This is a genomic window from Aestuariivivens sp. NBU2969 (genome assembly GCF_019931125.1).
Classification (GTDB): domain Bacteria; phylum Bacteroidota; class Bacteroidia; order Flavobacteriales; family Flavobacteriaceae; genus Aestuariivivens; species Aestuariivivens marinum.
In genome coordinates this window covers 91,178-107,779 of sequence record NZ_JAIOUU010000006.1, presented here as the reverse complement: position 1 = coordinate 107,779, position 16,602 = coordinate 91,178, and the positions used below count along the sequence as shown (strand labels likewise).

The following is a 16,602-nucleotide window of genomic DNA, read 5'->3' as shown; positions in this document are numbered from 1 at the left end:
TAAATTACATGGCTACAACACGGTTTTAATTATCATGGATTTTGATACGGTTTCCTCCCATTCACTTTCAGCGTTGGACAATTTTGTAATGCCACCACCTACATAAATTATAGCATTACCACCCTTAAGTTGCATGCATCGTAGATTAACATAAAGTTGGGTGGTATATTTTTGAACTGAACAGGTTCTAGGTTCGATATTCCGTTTTCCAGATCTGGGTTGTCTGTACATTTCAAAATTTAATTCCCCTAAAAATCCAGTATAAAACTCTCGGTTATAATTTTCATTCTTCAAGATAAATACTTTGGCATCAGGCTTAGGCACTCCACAAACAGCAGGTGTAGGGTGTAATTTCTCTAAAAACTGTTTAAGATTTATGTCTTTTAGGTTTAAGGTTCCAGTAATAGTCGATTTTAAGTGTAATAAATTACCTGACTTCACTGTTTCTGAATTGGATACCGAAATATTAATAACAGATGTTTTTATGTTTTCTGTAATAAAATCGGTTACATATTGTTGCTCTTCAATTTCCTTATTTTGCCAAACAACATTCTCCTCTCCTTTATATTGCTGTGTTCCTGCCAAAGCCATTACAGAAAATTTCTGATTTTCTATTTTTATAAGAGTTTCTGGTGTGGCACCCAGCCATAATCCTACTTTAGGGTGATACCAACAATATACAAATCCTTTGACATAAGTGCTCAATAGTTTTTTAAAAATGGTAAAAGGATTTGGATTGATTAACTCATGGACCTCCTTTCGGGACAAAACGACTTTCCTTAGAATCCCCTTTTTAATTTCTTTAACACCCTTTTTTACAATTGTAATGTGATGTTGCTGTTCTTTTTCTTCGATATCTTTTAGCAACGATATACCTCCGCTTTCCTCATTGGTAAAGTGAAAATTATCAAGTGATATAATATCACAAGCCTCGAGCGGCATCAAAATAGTTTTGTCAATATCGTCGAAAGGAGAAAAAACAAAGCCTTTTTCAGTAAAATCATTGGCATAAAACAACTCATCAGAATTCTGTAAGATGGAATAAATCGTATTTTCATTAGGTTTTCTATAAACCACAAAAGGAAGCTTGCGTTCGAAGTGTGCTTGTAAACGTTCAAAAAAAAGAGCTGTTGTCATTACTTAGTTCTGGGGAGAGAAATAGTGGTTAATTTACATAAAGAAATAAGATTATCGTTATCGTCTGTTACACGAATATCCAATAATTGTGTGGTTTTACCTTTATGAACAAATGTCGCCCTTGCATAGACAAAACCTTCCTTAATACTCTTTAAATGATTAGCTGTTATTTCAATGCCTCGAACAAAATACTTTTCAATATCTATAAATATATGTGTTGCAAAACTACCAACACTTTCAGCTAAAGCCACTGTAGCTCCACCATGCAAGATACCGTCTGGTTGATATACTCTTGAGGTAACCGGCATACGTGCCACCAAAAAATCTTCACCAAAATCTATAACCTCAATGTTTAAGGTTTCCATTAATGTATTTTTACAAGCGGCATTGGCTTGTTGTAAAACCATTTCTTTTGTTAGTTGCATTTAAACCGTTTTTGTGATTGGTAAAAATACAAAATACACCCTGACTAGTTAATAAATAAGTATAACTATTTATATTTGTGCTACGCTGTAAATAAGATACCATGCTAGCTCCTACTTTAGAAAACAATCATGCAAGACTTTCACCCTTGGGATTGAACAATTACAAGCATTTATTACATATTGCACAAGAGAAGAATTTAATCCAATTTTCACCTAGTAAAATTAATACTCCAGAAGCTCTTAAAGATTACGTGCAAGTAGCTGTTGATGGTCTTTACCATAAAACAACCATTCCATTTATAATTTATGACAAACAAAAAAAAGCCTATTCAGGAAGCACTCGATTTGGCCATATAAACTGGACAAATAAGGTGTTACACATAGGATGGACTTGGCTTGGACGTGAATTTCAAGGAACTGGACTCAATAAGCAGGTAAAATTTTTAATGCTACAATTTGCTTTTGATAAGTTAAATTTTGACAAAGTAGAATTTCGTGTAGATGATCGTAATTTACAATCCCGAAAAGCTATCGAAAAATTGGGAGCCACCCTAGAAGGCATTTTGCGAAGAGACACCATAATGATTGACGGTTATAAACGCAATACATGTTGCTATGGTATTCTAAAAGAAGAATGGGGCGCGATTAAAAACACCATATTTGAGGGTTTTTAGATCCAATAAGGTTTTAAGGATTTAAAAAATCACCCGAAACTATTCGCTTTAAACCTTGGGTGGATTGATTATACATATATACCCAACAATTACATTCTGTTCCATTATATAAATATGCATTGGTCAAAAGCCTTAGATACAGTCCTTCTTCAACGCCTTCATAAGCATCTAAAGTCTCAAAAAGAGGAGATTCCTTTAAAATTCTATAGACGTGCCCAAAAACCTTTTCGTCTTTTTTTTCACTCAATATAGCACCTGGATACCAATCTACTCGATATAATCTCCCATAAAAAAAGCCTTTACCAACAAACTTGGCGTATTGTAGTAAAAACCGAGACATGTCATTATTGGCATTACTTAATAATGTGCCATAAACAAACAAATAGTTATACTTCATAACCTTATAAATTAAAGAAAATTTTTCAAATCAGTCTCCAGAATTCGCCCATGTGATGCATGAACAGTAACACTTTCATCTTTAATTACCAAAAGCTGTGGTGATTCTTGAATAAATTGAAATTTAATTGCTACTTCATTAGACACATCCCTATGATCTAAAACATCTAAATAGTATAGATCCACTGTATCATCATCTATAGTATAGGTCTCTTTAAATTGATTCAATACCATTCTGCTCAACCCACAACGGGTTGAATGCTTATAAATCAACTGTGGTTTTGTTTTGGATTTGGATACTATATCCTGTAATTGTTCATTTTCATTTAACGGTATAAAAGGCAATTCTTTTTCATTAGTTGTTGAAGGTTTTCCCGATCCAAAAAGTGTGTTTAAAAATCCCATATTCAATTTATGTAGGTTAAAATTTTATTCATTCCCCAAGTTTAAGTCATATAAATGTTCAAAGCTTACAAACTGACTAAAAGTCAGCAATAACCATTAATTGAAAGACATTTTGTCTGCACTAACGCAGTGGTAAGGTTATTGAAATATAAGTCATAAAGAACCTAAAAATAATATTATGAACTTAAATAATTTCACAATAAAATCGCAAGAAGCCATACAGCAAGCGCAGCAAATTGCCCAGAGCTTTGGGCACCAACAAGTTGAAAATGAGCATCTGTTTAAAGGTATTTTTGAAGTGGACGAAAATGTATTACCTTTTCTTTTAAAAAAGTTAGATGTAAATATAGCCATTCTTCAACAGGTATTGGATAAACAATTACAAAGTTTTTCTAAAGTGTCTGGTAGTGAACTTATGTTGTCCCGGGAAACGGGAAAAACATTAAATGAAGCCTCTATAATTGCTAAAAAAATGAAAGATGATTATGTATCTATCGAACATTTAATTTTAGCAGTATTTAAATCTAATAGTAAGATATCCCAAATATTAAAAAACCAAGGTGTTACAGAAAAAGCCTTAAATGCAAGTATCAATGAACTTAGACAGGGTGATCGCGTTACATCACAAAGTCAAGAAGACACTTATAATTCTCTTAAAAAATATGCTAAAAATTTAAATCAATTAGCTAAGGATGGAAAATTAGATCCTGTAATTGGTCGCGATGAAGAAATAAGAAGGATCCTTCAGATCTTATCGCGTCGCACCAAAAATAACCCCATTTTGGTGGGTGAACCTGGTACAGGCAAAACAGCCATTGCAGAAGGGTTGGCTCATAGGATTGTAGATGGCGACGTTCCTGAAAACTTAAAGGAAAAACAAATATTCGCTTTAGATATGGGTGCTCTAATTGCTGGTGCCAAATATAAAGGAGAATTTGAGGAACGCTTAAAAGCAGTAATAAAGGAAGTAACCACCAGCGAAGGTGATATAGTACTCTTTATTGATGAAATACATACTTTGGTAGGTGCAGGTGGTGGACAAGGCGCTATGGATGCCGCAAATATTCTAAAACCTGCCTTGGCACGGGGAGAACTTAGAGCCATTGGCGCTACCACATTGGATGAATACCAAAAGTATTTTGAAAAAGATAAAGCACTAGAGCGTCGCTTTCAAAAAGTAATGGTTGATGAACCCGATTCCGAAAGTTCCATCTCCATTTTACGTGGCATAAAAGAAAAATACGAAACACACCATAAAGTACGTATTAAGGATGAGGCCATTATTGGGGCTGTAGAACTATCGCAACGCTACATCACCAATCGCTTTTTGCCCGATAAGGCCATCGATTTAATGGATGAAGCCGCTTCCAAACTGCGTATGGAAATTAACTCCAAACCAGAAGAACTGGATGTTTTGGATCGGAAGATCATGCAGTTGGAAATTGAGATTGAGGCCATAAAACGGGAGAAAGATGAAGCCAAATTAAAAATATTACGTTCCGATTTAGCGAATTTCAAAGAACAACGCAACGAGATAAATGCCAAGTGGAAAAGTGAAAAGAAAGTTGTAGATAACATTCAGAATACAAAACAAGATATTGAGAACTATAAATTAGAAGCCGAAAAAGCAGAACGTGAAGGCGATTATGGCAAAGTGGCTGAATTGCGTTATGGCAAAATCAAGGAAGCCCAAGAACAACTAGAAACTCTTCAAAACCAACTTCAGGAGCAATCTGAAAGTGCTTTGATTAAAGAAGAAGTCACTTATGATGATATTGCCGAAGTCGTAGCCAAATGGACAGGCGTTCCTGTTACCAAAATGTTACAGAGCGAACGTGACAAATTATTAAAACTGGAAGATGAATTGCACAAACGTGTAGTGGGACAAGAGGAAGCTATTGAAGCCGTTAGTGATGCTGTGAGAAGAAGTCGTGCGGGCTTACAAAACCCAAAAAAACCAATAGGAACATTCTTGTTTTTAGGAACAACTGGGGTAGGAAAGACTGAATTGGCTAAAGCTTTGGCCGAATACTTATTTGATGACGAAAATGCCATGACCCGAATTGACATGAGTGAATATCAAGAACGTCATGCCGTAAGCAGATTGGTAGGCGCTCCTCCAGGATATATAGGTTACGATGAAGGCGGTCAACTTACTGAGGCCGTTAGGCGCAAACCTTATTCGGTAGTGTTATTGGATGAAATAGAAAAGGCTCATCCCGATACCTTCAATATTTTATTGCAAGTTTTGGATGAAGGCCATTTAACCGATAATAAAGGTCGGGTTGCTGATTTCAAAAACACAATAATTATAATGACTTCAAATATTGGAAGCCACTTAATACAAGAGCGTTTTGAAGCCACAAAAGATATCGATTCAGCCATAGAATCTGCTAAAGTTGATGTTTTAGGATTATTAAAGCAAAGCGTAAGACCAGAGTTTTTAAACCGTATAGACGATATTATTATGTTTACACCGCTTACCAAAGTAAATATTATAGATATTGTGGGCTTACAGCTTAAACAAATAACTAAAATAATAAGCCAACAAGGCATTACCTTTGATGCAACACAAGAGGCTGTTACTTACTTAGCCAATAAAGGTTATAACCCAGAATATGGTGCGCGTCCTGTAAAGCGTGTTTTACAAAAGGAAGTGCTAAACGCATTGAGTAAAGAGATATTATCCGGAAAAGTAACAACGGATAGCATTATTTTATTGGATGCTTTTGATGATCAATTGGTGTTTAGAAACCAAAGTGATTTGGTCACCGAAGTATAATAGTTTTTTTAGTTTGTAACAAAAAAATCAAAGTATAGTCTATTATTTGATTGGTTAGTTTGAAAAGCAGTGTAAGTTTTTAATAAAACAAACGCTGCTTTTCTTTTTTATCGATAAACAAATTAATATTTTCGATGAAACGCACATAACATTGGTCAACTGCAATATTTTGAAAACAAACAAGTTAAAAGGTAGTCATAAAAATAATCGATAAACAGCACACCTTCTGTACTTGCAACAGTAATTTGTTTTATTAACTTAGCTCTAACGTAAAGCTCAAAGCTCTACATCTCCCTCCAAATTGTTAAACCGTTTATACATCATTCTATACATGATATAAACAAAAAACCTACTTAATAGCAATGAATATATTTAAGCACATTGATTATTCTCTTTTGAAATCTACAACTACAGAACGGGAAATTATTGATTTTTGCCACGATGCCAAGGACAACCAATTAAACAGCGTATGCGTAAACAGTTCATATGTCGCCTTGGCAAAACAACTACTCAACAACACAAGTGTAAAAATATGCACTGTTGTTGGTTTTCCACTAGGTGCCATGTCAACCGAAGCCAAAGTCTATGAGGCCCAAAAAGCTATAAAAGACGGTGCTGATGAAATTGATATGGTCATGAATTTAGGCTATTTAAAAAGCAAGAATTATGTTTCGGTTTTAAAAGACATCACAGATGTTAAGCTTGCCATTGGAACAGTACCATTAAAAGTAGTTTTGGAAATTTCAGAGCTCAATAAAAATGAAATCATAAAAGCTTGTGAAATTTGCTTGGATACCAATGTAGATTATATTAAAACTTCAAGCGGTTTTACCAAAAGTGGTGCGACATTAACCTGCATTAAAATGATAAAAAAAACCGTTAAAAACAGAATAAAAATTATCGCTTCAGGTGGAATAAACAGCTTGGAAACGGCTAAGAAATACCTAGAAACTGGTGCACATCGTGTTGATACTTCAAATCTGTTAAAAGTTGAAATTGACAATCTTTCTCATTCATACTCGTAGATCTAGTCATCACCCAAAGATAAGTACAAATGCCAATTCTATTAAAAGCTAATTGAATTGGCATTTATTTTTTACATTATACTACATTGTTAATAATTGTTAATACCTTTGGGTAATTACACCAATGCAAGTAGCTTTCCGTTACTTTGTGTTTTTAATTCTAATTTGCTTGAAACAACTCAATAATTATATAGACCATACGCTTTTAAAAGCCACTGCGACTAAAGAAGATATTATAGAGCTTTGTGACGAAGCCAAGCGTTTTAAGTTTTATTCGGTATGCGTTAACAGTAGTTATGTTAGCATGGCTAAGGAACAGCTTAAAAATTCAGATGTAAAAGTTTGCAGTGTTATAGGTTTCCCTTTAGGAGCCATGGCAACCAAAGCCAAAGTTTACGAAGCCCAAAACGCCTTAAAAAATGGCGCCGATGAGATTGATATGGTTATGAATATCGGTTTTTTAAAAAGCAAAGATTTTGATGGTGTAAGAAATGATATTGAAGGAGTAAAACAAAAGATGCCCAATAAAATTTTGAAAGTCATTCTAGAAACCTGTTATCTCGATGAATCAGAAATAATTAAAGCTAGTGAGTTAGCCATTCAAAGTGGTGCCGACTTCATAAAGACTTCAACAGGCTTTGGACCTGGAGGTGCTAGAATTAAAGATGTAAAATTAATGTTGGAATTGGCAGAATCTAGTAGTGTTAAAGTCAAGGCCTCTGGGGGAATTAAAGATACCAATACAGCTTTGGAATACATAAACTTAGGGGTTAGCAGAATTGGCACCTCATCTGGTATTGCTATTATTTCCGGAACACCCCCAACCTCACATTATTAATATTACTTGAAACGTTATACCTGAAATCAAAAACCAACTATGAGTGTACATATTGAAGCAAAAAAAGGTGATATTGCTGAGACTATTCTATTACCCGGAGACCCATTACGAGCCAAATGGATTGCTGAAACCTTTTTTGAAAATGCCGTTTGCTTTAACACAATTAGGGGCATGCTTGGTTATACCGGAACATATAATGGCAAAACAGTTTCTGTAATGGGTACTGGTATGGGTGTTCCTTCCATTTCAATTTATGCCCATGAACTCATTACTGAATATGATGTTAAAAATTTAATACGTGTTGGTAGTGCTGGTTCATATCAAAAACAAATAAAAATCAGGGATATTGTATTGGCTATGGCCGCTTCATCAAATTCTGGCGTTAACGAATTACGCTTTGGAGGTGCCGATTACGCACCTACAGCAAACTTTGAACTCTTTCAAAAAGCGGTTGAGGCAGCAAAGCTAAAACAAATTGATATTAAAGCCGGTAATGTATTTACTTCTGATGAGTTTTATGCCGATGATTTCGAATCCTATAAAAAATGGTCAAAATTTGGGGTGCTATGTGTAGAAATGGAAACTGCGGGATTATATACAGTTGCAGCAAAGCATAATGTAAATGCCCTTTCTGTTTTAACGATTTCAGATTCATTGGTTACAGGTGAACGATGTACAAGCAAAGAACGTGAAACCACCTTTAAGGAAATGATCGAAATTGCACTAGAACTAGCATAATTTTCAATGGTCTGAATTTATAGTAACATTCTATTAAAACACATAATATACAAAGGCATTGCTTGGTATTTAGCTTACACATGAGATCCTTTAATCAATTCACTAAAATATTCTTTAACTCTATTTTTGAAAGCAGTTCCAATTGACCTTGCTGAAACAAACGGTCCATTATTTCAACTCCATCAACTTTTGTTCTAGGCTTATAGTTATTATAATCTACAAACCGAATACCACCTATAAAACGCTCGTTATAAGCTTCTCGAAAACGATACCCTATTTCATCAGTCTCGGCATAAGAATACGCTATATAATCTGCTTTATAAGTATTTATATTTATCCAATAAACAAAAACATCATCAAAATCCTCACCACCACCCTCTTTATCAAAAGTAACCCTTATCTTGTGGTATTCAGAATCATTAACTGTTGTTTTTCCTAAATACATTTTATTTACTGCAGCATCATTCAACCTATACGGTAATACAGAAAAATAATGAACTGCATTTACAGAAGATTTGTATTTTAATGCCATTGTATCGTGCAAGACAACCCTTTTTCCATTAATAAATCTCGTTAAATCACCTTGGCTATCCAAAGCATCCACAATGGTGTCTGATTCATTTATGGTAGTGCGCGTTAATAAAAAATAATCATTGTCCCTAATAGCCTCATAATGTCTATCTCTAAAATCGAAAGCTATGTTAGAATGCTGGAAACGTTCTCCTCCAGAGACTTCAATCGATTTATTTACAATCACATTGGCATCAGGTAATTTATCCTCTTTGCAAGCTATAAATGAAAACACTAAAACTAAAAAACCAACTATTTTATTCATATCAAACGTATTGGGTACTTAAAAATGCTTCTTGAAAAACAATGAAAAGCTTACATTTTTATTAATTTAAAGACAACAGGTTCCCCTGTCAACTTTTGGCTTAATATTTCTATAGCCGATGCTTTCAACTGCAAAACCCTTGGATATCCACCCGTGGTTTGACCATCCCGCATTAAAACTATTAATTGCCCGGAAGGGGTTAACTGTACGGTTCCTGGAAGCACTAGTGATGTTGTAATGGGCTCTAACATATTCTCAAGCAGTTCCTCTAACTGATAGGCCATTCTATTATTGTTTTTTGAAACAGTAAAAGTCTTAGTCAACAATACCTTTTGTTGACTTTCAGTAAGTTTATCAAATTCTGGACCTATAAAAACAGGAAGATTTTTTTCTGTTAAATAGCTAGTGTTAACCCGCAACACCGCATGACGCTTTTTTGATGAAAACGCCAATGCTTCTATTTTCAGTTCGTCACCTTTAAGAATTGAAGGTTTTGAAGTAACTCCATCATACATACTATAACTACCCATAACACTCTCAGTATGAAAACCTCCAAAAACAGCTAAATAAGTACGATAGCCTCTGGTAAGCCTTCCAAAACTTAAAACATCCCCTGCTTTAACCTCTATAGCCTTATTATTTTTAATTAAAATCCCATTTAATGTCGGATTCATATCCGCCCCAGAGACACAAACTTTTGTTGAAACATAAAACTCTAAGGTTGGTCCCGTCATGGTTATTTCCATTACTGAAGCATCTTTAGGGTTTCCAAGTAATGTGTTAGCCATAATACAAGCATAACGATCCATAACGCCTGAATATGGCACTCCATAATCTTGATAACCATATCGACCAAAATCCTGAATGGTAGAATAAAAACCAGATTGCAACACCTTAATCATATAGCACCTCACTTTCTAAAAAATAGACCCCTTCATCTACAAGAATTTTAATATCACTATATTCCTTGAGGCTAACTGAAACAAACTGTACTTTGTCTCCCGCTTTAACAAAACAGGGTTTTGGTTTCGAGGCGTCAAAAAAACTAATAGGTGTATTACCTACAATATGCCAACCACCAGGACTTTCAGAGGGGTAAACACCAGTTTGCTTGCCCCCTATGGCAACGGCACCTTTTTCAACACATAATCGTGGTGTAGACCTTCTTGGTACATATAGCCTTTCATCTAAACCTCCCAAATACAGGAAACCAGGTAAAAAACCAATAAAGTAGACCGTGTAGATTGCTTTGGTGTGACATTCAATAATCTCCTTTACAGGTATTTTTTTTTCTGAAGAAAGAGCTTCCAAATCAATGCCAAAAGGAGTGTCGTAGCAAACGGGTACCTTCCATATTTTAGAACTAGAATCGGTTTCAATTAAATTGGATTCATAAATTTTTTTGAGTGCAACAAGTTCATTGTCAAATTCAAAATCAATAGATTCATAATTAATTAATAATGAATTATATGCGTGGTTTATGTAAACTGATAAATTAACATAGTGTTCAATAATTTTCTGTTTAAACCTTAAAAGATCATTTAAAATTTTTTCATTAATAATCGGTGGCCATTCAATAAGAATAGCCTGTTCACCAAAACGCTTGTATGACAACGGATACGGCATTACAAAATTTGAATCTTTTCGTCCTCCAATCGCAGCCTTAAACTCTTTAACAACTTAACGGCTTCCGGGTTATCACCATGAACACAAAAGGTATGGGCCTGAATAGGTATTTGTTTACCCGAAATAGTTTTTACCCTTTTATGCTTTACCATCCCAAAAACATGATTAAACAAATCTTCACTGTCATGAATCAATGCATTCGATTCATTTCTGGACACTAAGCTTAGGTCATCATTGTAATTTCTATCTGCAAAAGCTTCATAGATAATAGGTATATTGTTTTTAATAGCCAATTCTGCAATTACCGATTTATAAGGCACATAAAGATATACCGGAAAAGCAAAACTCTTTATAAGTTCAATAATAACTCCGGCTATATTTCTATCCTTAGCCGCTAAGTTATAAAGTGCACCGTGAGGTTTTATATGGTGCAAGCTTACAAGCGCATTATCTAAATGACTAATTAATTGACAAACTTGCTCTTCGATTGATTTAAACAAAGCTGTATAAGGTATACCCATTACTGCCCTTCCAAAGTTTTCCTTATCGGGAAACGACGGATGAGCTCCTATTTTAACACCGTGATCTTTAGCTAATTCAATAACTTGTATCATCGTATCATCATCTCCTGCATGTCCTCCGCAGGCAATATTACAGGACGATATAAGCGGCATTAATTGGGCTTCATTGCCAATACCCTCCCCTACATCGGCATTAATATCTACAATAAGCGTATTCAAAAAATTGTAATGTTGGTTATTCACCACTAAGTTAAAAAGTTCTAGGATATTGCCACGTGTATGGATGAAAAGATTGATGGATTAGTTAACAGTCACAGTATACAGTTGGCAGTGATGGGATTGAAAAGAGATTGAATTAGATTGATTGAGGTTGACGAAATCTTGAACTTTAAGTTGTAGTAGCAGTAAAAGCTTAACAAAGCTAATTACTTAATAACTCAATACCCCAACAACTTATCGCATATGCTTCAAATTAGTCCCAAGTGAAATACTTTGTTGAATACCACTAAAGATAACAACATACTTAAAACAAGTATCACAAAACCTAAAACATTTTGCCTAATATTATTTTTATGAGCGCCCAAAATATGGGCTTTATTCATCATCCAAAGTAATACTGCTACAATAATGGGCAACAGCATCCCATTAGCAATTTGTGCAAATTTAATGATGGTAATGGCCTTTATATTTAGCGAAGAAAAACAAACGCCCAAAACAAGAACAAGCATCCATACAAATCTAAATTTTTTTGAACGCATATTGGCATCCCATCCCAGACAACCAGTAGCGACATAAGCTGCCGCCAAAGGTGCTGTGATGGCACTGGTAATTCCAGCTGCAAATAGACCAATAGCCAAAACATATTTTGAAAAGCTGCCAAATAAAGGTTCCAAACCCAATGCTAAATCTGAAACTGAACTTATTTCAGTAGATGGCATGGAAGCCGCAGCCACAATAACAGACATCGATACTAGACCTCCTAAAACCACAGCAATAACAGTGTCTTTTCTAGCATATTTTAAATCGTCAACCCTATGCCACTTTTCCTTAACCAATGAAGCATGTAGAAATAGATTATAGGGCACTACTGTTGTTCCTATTAATCCAATTACGGTTAACAAACCACCCTTTGGGAAATTGGGAATAAATGCACCCTGTAATACCTTAATCACATTTGGTTTGGTTAAAACCGCTGAACACAAAAAAGCCAAACTCATTAAAATAACCAGAAAAATGAGTGAGCGTTCCAATATTTTATAATTGCCTATATACAATAATGCAAAAGCAATTACACCCACTAACAAACTTAGGACATTAAATGAGAAGACATTAATATCAACCCTTTGAATTCCAAAAATGGTTTCTAAGCCTAATACTGCACCAGAAATATTTCCAGCCTCATAAGCTGCATTACCAATTACGATTGCCGATAACGTTAACACTATTGCTAAGACTTTAAAAACAGGGTTTTTAATCTCCAAACGCAGAATTTCAGCCAACCCCTTTTGAGAAACAATACCCAGTCGGGCAGACATCTCTTGGAGTATTATAGTAGCTATTGTGGAAATCACCATCGCCCAAAGTAAGGCATAACCAAAACCTACGCCAGCCAAGGTACAAACTGTTACCGTTCCTGGACCAATAAAGGCAGCTGCCACTAAAGGTCCTGGGCCTATGTTTTTAAAAAGAATTTTCATTCGCTGCTAGCTGGTTTTTGGTTTTTGGTTTTTAGGGAATTAGACTTAATTTTCACCTTTTAAAATCATTATAATCTTTTTTCAATCTCAACTCTAAATTTATAGCTTACTGCCTACTATTACTTACTTTTGTTTACTGACAACTGAGACTGCTTACTTTTTAAGCTGACTTAGCAATTCTTCAACCGCTTTTTTCAATTGGGTGTCTTTATGCTTGGCTTTGTCGTCTGGATTATTATGAATTATAATATCTGGTACAGCAGGCCCTAATTCCATGTTAGATTGGGTTTCCTTAACGTACCAGCCCCTAAACGGCATTCTTACAAAAGAACCGTCCATTAATCGTGTTGCACCTGTAGAGATAACCGCTCCAAATGTTGGAACACCAACCAATGTACCTAAATCCAATGCTTTATAGGCATGGGAAAAAATTTCGGCATTAGAGTAACTGCTTTGGTTACAAAGTGCAATAGAAGGTTTTGTCCATGAAGCCAAAGGTAACCGTTCGCTAAACGGATAATGGTCCATAAATTTTTGATGTTCTGCTTTGAGGTTATTAGCAGCTCCCCGAGGCACCGTATAAGCATGTTGTTTTACATTAAGCACAGCCATTAAATAATCGGTTGTCCAGCCACCACCGTTAAAGCGCACATCGATTACAATGCCTTCTTTTCCTAAACCAGCAGCAGTTAATTCGCGTTCAAAACGCTCAAAACTTGTCCAATTCATCCCTTGAATATGTATATATCCTAACCTCCCGTTCGAATATTTATCGGTCAACGCCTTTCGTTCCTTAACCCAGGCATTATAATTTTCAATACGATTGTTACTAGTAGGCCTTATGACAACTTCTGTAGCGGTTGTCCCCCTTTCAACCTCTAAATATATTTTTTCGTTTGATGTCCCCTCAAGCAAACTGTAAATATTAAGTTCTTTTTCCAATTTAGTACCGTTTACAGCAGTTATAACATCACCAACTAAAAGCTTACTAGCCGACTTATCCCCTGGCATATCACTAACAACCGATACTACTTTTAAATCCCCATTGCTGGTTGGTTCCACTTCTACGCCCAACAATCCAGTAGTTTCACGCTGCAAATCCTCTCGGGTATCTACACGATAAAGCCCCATATGGCTTGCGTTGATTTGCCCCAACATCCAATTGAACATGGTTTGGAAATCGTTACGCGTAGATGCTCCCAAAGCCAAAGGCTCGTATTGTTTTCGTAACGCATCCCAATCTTTACCATGAAAATTTGGGTCGTAAAATCCATCGTTGATGGCTTGCCAAGCTTCATTGAATATTTGTTTTGATTCTTCGTTGTAATCAATATCCAATTTTGCATTTATAGGCAAGCTTTCCATTTTATCGGAAGACAGATTTAATGCAGACAAACTTCCTCTCTTTGTTAGGAATAACTTATTAAACTTACTGTCTACCACTATATTTGAAGGCTCGGCATTATTTGAAGTGATGTTTTTTTTGTCTTTTCCATCCCATTTAATTTTATACAAATCGGAATCCACCTCAGCGTTACCTCTGCTCCTACTTCCTGTTGTAAAGTAGATGGTTTTACTATCCTTGGAGAACAACTGACCAAATTCTCCACCTACCATAGATGTGACTTGCACCTGGCGCTCATGAATATCCTGAAAATCGATTACAACAGGGTCTACATCTTCTTTTTCTTTCTTATCCTCATCTTTTTTGTCATCTTCATCTTTCTTATTATCTGTATCCTTTTTATCTTTTTTCGATTTGGATTTCGGTTCATCGGTTTCTTCTTCTTCCCAATCCTGAGTTGTTTTTTCCCAATCGGCTTTGGTTAACCACGTAAACCACACATCGTAATCACCATTGTTTCGGTTAGAAGAAAACATGAGTTTTTTTCCATCTGGACTCCAAACGGGGTTAGTATCTTGCTTGGGATGCATGGAAATATTAACCGGTTTTATGGAATTATCGGTTTTATGGATATAGATTTCACCATTAAAATCTAAATCACTTAAACTATAGGCCAACCATTTAGAATCTGGAGACCACGAAACATTTCCTGGTCTCGCCCAACCATCAAGTAAGGTTTTTTCGTTCGATAATTTACCTTTGCTATCAATATTAGCTATAATCAGCTTTCCATTACCTTTAACAAAAGCAATGGATTTCCTGTCTGGTGAAATGGTCAAGCCACTCTCCTTCTCACTGGTTTTTGTTAAGCGCTGTATATTATGCTTTAAGGTTTTGTGCAAATCAGATTCATTGGCATCATCAGATTTCACTAAATACAAATCATTTTGTCCATCCCTGTCGGACACAAAAACGATTGTACTATCATTCAACCAAGCCACTTCCCGATCCCTGTATGGTGACTTCGAAAGGTTAACTGTTCGCTTATTATCTTCATTCGTCGATCGCACAAAAATTTCACCCCTAATGCCCATGGCCATATATTTTCCGTTGGGAGACACAGCAATTTCATCTATATTCCCACTATAGGTTCTGTGGGATATGGGATCGAATCGATAATCGGAAGCAATGTTGATTTTTATTTCTTTTTGCTTATTGGTTAAGGTATTTAAGTGATAAACTTGATTCCCCTTAACCATGATGATATCGGTTCCATTTTTGCTAAGTTGAAACGAAAAGATGCCCATGTCCTTAAATTGGCTCACTTGGATAATATCTTGGGCTTTTCCTCCAGCATTTAAGGTTAACTTATGTACATTGTACCTGCCGCTTCTGGAAGATTGAAAATATATGGTGTTATCATCAGCCCAATGCGGATAAAAATCGTTGCCATCAAAATCTGTAAGTTGGGTATAGGTATCTGTCTTTATATTGTAGAGCCACAAATCCCGATTTGCTGGCCCTTGATAAGCTTCACGTTCCAATCTGCAACTTCCCTTAACGAAAACTACATAATTACCATTAGGCGATAATTTGGAATCGAATCCTAAAGCATCCATAAAACGGCGTGGTGTCCCTCCTTTTTCGCTAATGATATGAATTTCTGGATCCCTTTCTACCTGTACAAAATTCCGTCTTGTCGAAAAAAGTATTTCCCCATTCTTGGTATAATCTGTTATATCATCTGAAGCAGAATGAAAGGTTAAACGTTTAGGAATCCCTCCATTTGCAGCTATTAAATAAATATCATCATTTCCAAAACGTTCACTTTGAAAGGCAATAGACTTCCCATCGCCACTCCATAAAGGTCGTGTATCATAGGCCTCATGAATGGTAATCCGTCTTGGGTTGCTGCCATCTATATTGGCAGTCCAAATATCACCTTGAAAATTAAAGGCAATGGATTGCCCATCTGGACTAATGGCTGGAAAATTAATTAAAGGGGATTGGGCAACACTTAAACTAGAAATAAAAAGAAATGCTGTGAAAATTTTGAAAAATAAAGTCATTGGTTAGATAATTAATTAAATGATTAAAAATAGGCTTATTTAGAAACCTTCATTATGAAATTAATAATATTTTAACAAAAATTAACACT

At 35.4% G+C, this 16,602-nt stretch carries 15 protein-coding genes; 5 read left to right on the top strand and 10 right to left on the bottom strand.

Annotated elements, in window-relative coordinates; all coding sequences use genetic code 11:
• Positions 1–12 precede the first annotated feature (12 nt).
• Together K7G79_RS06840 and K7G79_RS06835 are read right to left on the bottom strand one after the other, a co-directional pair.
• Entirely contained in the window at positions 13–1,137 is a 1,125-nt protein-coding gene (locus K7G79_RS06840; RefSeq protein ID WP_223550429.1) for a chorismate-binding protein, read from the bottom strand.
• On the bottom strand, positions 1,137–1,562 hold the full coding sequence (locus K7G79_RS06835; RefSeq protein ID WP_223550427.1) for a PaaI family thioesterase: 426 nt from the start codon (positions 1,560–1,562) through the stop codon (positions 1,137–1,139). Before K7G79_RS06835 ends, K7G79_RS06840 begins: the two co-directional genes overlap by 1 nt.
• 101 nt (positions 1,563–1,663) lie before the next feature.
• Between K7G79_RS06835 and K7G79_RS06830 the strand changes: the two genes are divergently transcribed.
• Positions 1,664–2,236, top strand: coding sequence for a GNAT family N-acetyltransferase (locus K7G79_RS06830; protein ID WP_223550426.1), 573 nt, complete (start codon positions 1,664–1,666; stop codon positions 2,234–2,236).
• 13 nt (positions 2,237–2,249) lie between these two features.
• Here K7G79_RS06830 and K7G79_RS06825 read toward each other — a convergent pair whose 3' ends face one another.
• Together K7G79_RS06825 and ytxJ are read right to left on the bottom strand one after the other, a co-directional pair.
• The gene (locus K7G79_RS06825; protein ID WP_223550424.1) at positions 2,250–2,633 is read right to left on the bottom strand and encodes a gamma-glutamylcyclotransferase; all 384 of its coding nucleotides are present in this window, start codon (positions 2,631–2,633) and stop codon (positions 2,250–2,252) included.
• An 11-nt stretch (positions 2,634–2,644) separates the two neighbouring features.
• Positions 2,645–3,037 (bottom strand): bacillithiol system redox-active protein YtxJ, encoded by a 393-nt coding sequence (ytxJ, locus tag K7G79_RS06820; RefSeq protein ID WP_223550423.1) that lies wholly within the window; start codon positions 3,035–3,037, stop codon positions 2,645–2,647.
• 178 nt (positions 3,038–3,215) lie between these two features.
• Here ytxJ and clpB point away from each other — a divergent pair, with 178 nt between their 5' ends.
• The 4 genes from clpB to deoD all read left to right on the top strand — a co-directional run bounded on the left by clpB (position 3,216) and on the right by deoD (position 8,420).
• On the top strand, positions 3,216–5,819 hold the full coding sequence (gene clpB, locus K7G79_RS06815) for an ATP-dependent chaperone ClpB (RefSeq protein WP_223550421.1): 2,604 nt from the start codon (positions 3,216–3,218) through the stop codon (positions 5,817–5,819).
• Positions 5,820–6,181: 362 nt separating this feature from the next.
• Complete coding sequence (deoC, locus tag K7G79_RS06810) at positions 6,182–6,844, top strand: deoxyribose-phosphate aldolase (RefSeq protein WP_223550419.1); 663 nt, start codon at positions 6,182–6,184, stop codon at positions 6,842–6,844.
• 169 nt (positions 6,845–7,013) lie between these two features.
• Complete coding sequence (gene deoC, locus K7G79_RS06805) at positions 7,014–7,682, top strand: deoxyribose-phosphate aldolase (RefSeq protein ID WP_223550417.1); 669 nt, start codon at positions 7,014–7,016, stop codon at positions 7,680–7,682.
• A 39-nt stretch (positions 7,683–7,721) separates the two neighbouring features.
• On the top strand, positions 7,722–8,420 hold the full coding sequence (deoD, locus tag K7G79_RS06800) for a purine-nucleoside phosphorylase (RefSeq protein WP_223550415.1): 699 nt from the start codon (positions 7,722–7,724) through the stop codon (positions 8,418–8,420).
• Positions 8,421–8,514: 94 nt separating this feature from the next.
• On the opposite strand, the gene K7G79_RS06795 is transcribed toward deoD, so the two are convergent.
• From K7G79_RS06795 to K7G79_RS06770, 6 genes are all read right to left on the bottom strand, one after another.
• Complete coding sequence (locus K7G79_RS06795) at positions 8,515–9,255, bottom strand: DUF6503 family protein (RefSeq protein ID WP_223550413.1); 741 nt, start codon at positions 9,253–9,255, stop codon at positions 8,515–8,517.
• A gap of 50 nt (positions 9,256–9,305) precedes the next feature.
• Complete coding sequence (locus K7G79_RS06790; protein WP_223550412.1) at positions 9,306–10,157, bottom strand: biotin-dependent carboxyltransferase family protein; 852 nt, start codon at positions 10,155–10,157, stop codon at positions 9,306–9,308.
• Positions 10,150–10,881, bottom strand: a complete 732-nt coding sequence (gene pxpB, locus K7G79_RS06785; RefSeq protein ID WP_223550410.1) for a 5-oxoprolinase subunit PxpB — start codon at positions 10,879–10,881, stop codon at positions 10,150–10,152. Before pxpB ends, K7G79_RS06790 begins: the two co-directional genes overlap by 8 nt.
• Positions 10,881–11,621 carry a 5-oxoprolinase subunit PxpA gene (gene pxpA, locus K7G79_RS06780; protein WP_223550408.1) on the bottom strand — a complete coding sequence of 247 codons (741 nt, stop codon included), beginning with the start codon at positions 11,619–11,621 and terminating at the stop codon, positions 10,881–10,883. Before pxpA ends, pxpB begins: the two co-directional genes overlap by 1 nt.
• A gap of 248 nt (positions 11,622–11,869) precedes the next feature.
• Positions 11,870–13,099 (bottom strand): Nramp family divalent metal transporter, encoded by a 1,230-nt coding sequence (locus tag K7G79_RS06775; protein ID WP_223550405.1) that lies wholly within the window; start codon positions 13,097–13,099, stop codon positions 11,870–11,872.
• A gap of 153 nt (positions 13,100–13,252) precedes the next feature.
• Positions 13,253–16,513, bottom strand: coding sequence for a S41 family peptidase (locus K7G79_RS06770; protein ID WP_223550404.1), 3,261 nt, complete (start codon positions 16,511–16,513; stop codon positions 13,253–13,255).
• Positions 16,514–16,602: the final 89 nt, after the last annotated feature.

Coding starts and splice junctions, on each gene's coding strand:
- K7G79_RS06770 (WP_223550404.1), bottom strand. CDS start 16,513: ATGACTTTATTTTTCAAAATTTTCACAGCATTTCTTTTTATTTCTAGT.
- clpB (WP_223550421.1), top strand. CDS start 3,216: ATGAACTTAAATAATTTCACAATAAAATCGCAAGAAGCCATACAGCAA.
- K7G79_RS06825 (WP_223550424.1), bottom strand. CDS start 2,633: ATGAAGTATAACTATTTGTTTGTTTATGGCACATTATTAAGTAATGCC.
- K7G79_RS06835 (WP_223550427.1), bottom strand. CDS start 1,562: ATGCAACTAACAAAAGAAATGGTTTTACAACAAGCCAATGCCGCTTGT.
- pxpB (WP_223550410.1), bottom strand. CDS start 10,881: ATGCCGTATCCGTTGTCATACAAGCGTTTTGGTGAACAGGCTATTCTT.
- ytxJ (WP_223550423.1), bottom strand. CDS start 3,037: ATGGGATTTTTAAACACACTTTTTGGATCGGGAAAACCTTCAACAACT.
- K7G79_RS06840 (WP_223550429.1), bottom strand. CDS start 1,137: ATGACAACAGCTCTTTTTTTTGAACGTTTACAAGCACACTTCGAACGC.
- K7G79_RS06790 (WP_223550412.1), bottom strand. CDS start 10,157: ATGATTAAGGTGTTGCAATCTGGTTTTTATTCTACCATTCAGGATTTT.
- K7G79_RS06775 (WP_223550405.1), bottom strand. CDS start 13,099: ATGAAAATTCTTTTTAAAAACATAGGCCCAGGACCTTTAGTGGCAGCT.
- K7G79_RS06830 (WP_223550426.1), top strand. CDS start 1,664: ATGCTAGCTCCTACTTTAGAAAACAATCATGCAAGACTTTCACCCTTG.
- deoD (WP_223550415.1), top strand. CDS start 7,722: ATGAGTGTACATATTGAAGCAAAAAAAGGTGATATTGCTGAGACTATT.
- deoC (WP_223550419.1), top strand. CDS start 6,182: ATGAATATATTTAAGCACATTGATTATTCTCTTTTGAAATCTACAACT.
- K7G79_RS06795 (WP_223550413.1), bottom strand. CDS start 9,255: ATGAATAAAATAGTTGGTTTTTTAGTTTTAGTGTTTTCATTTATAGCT.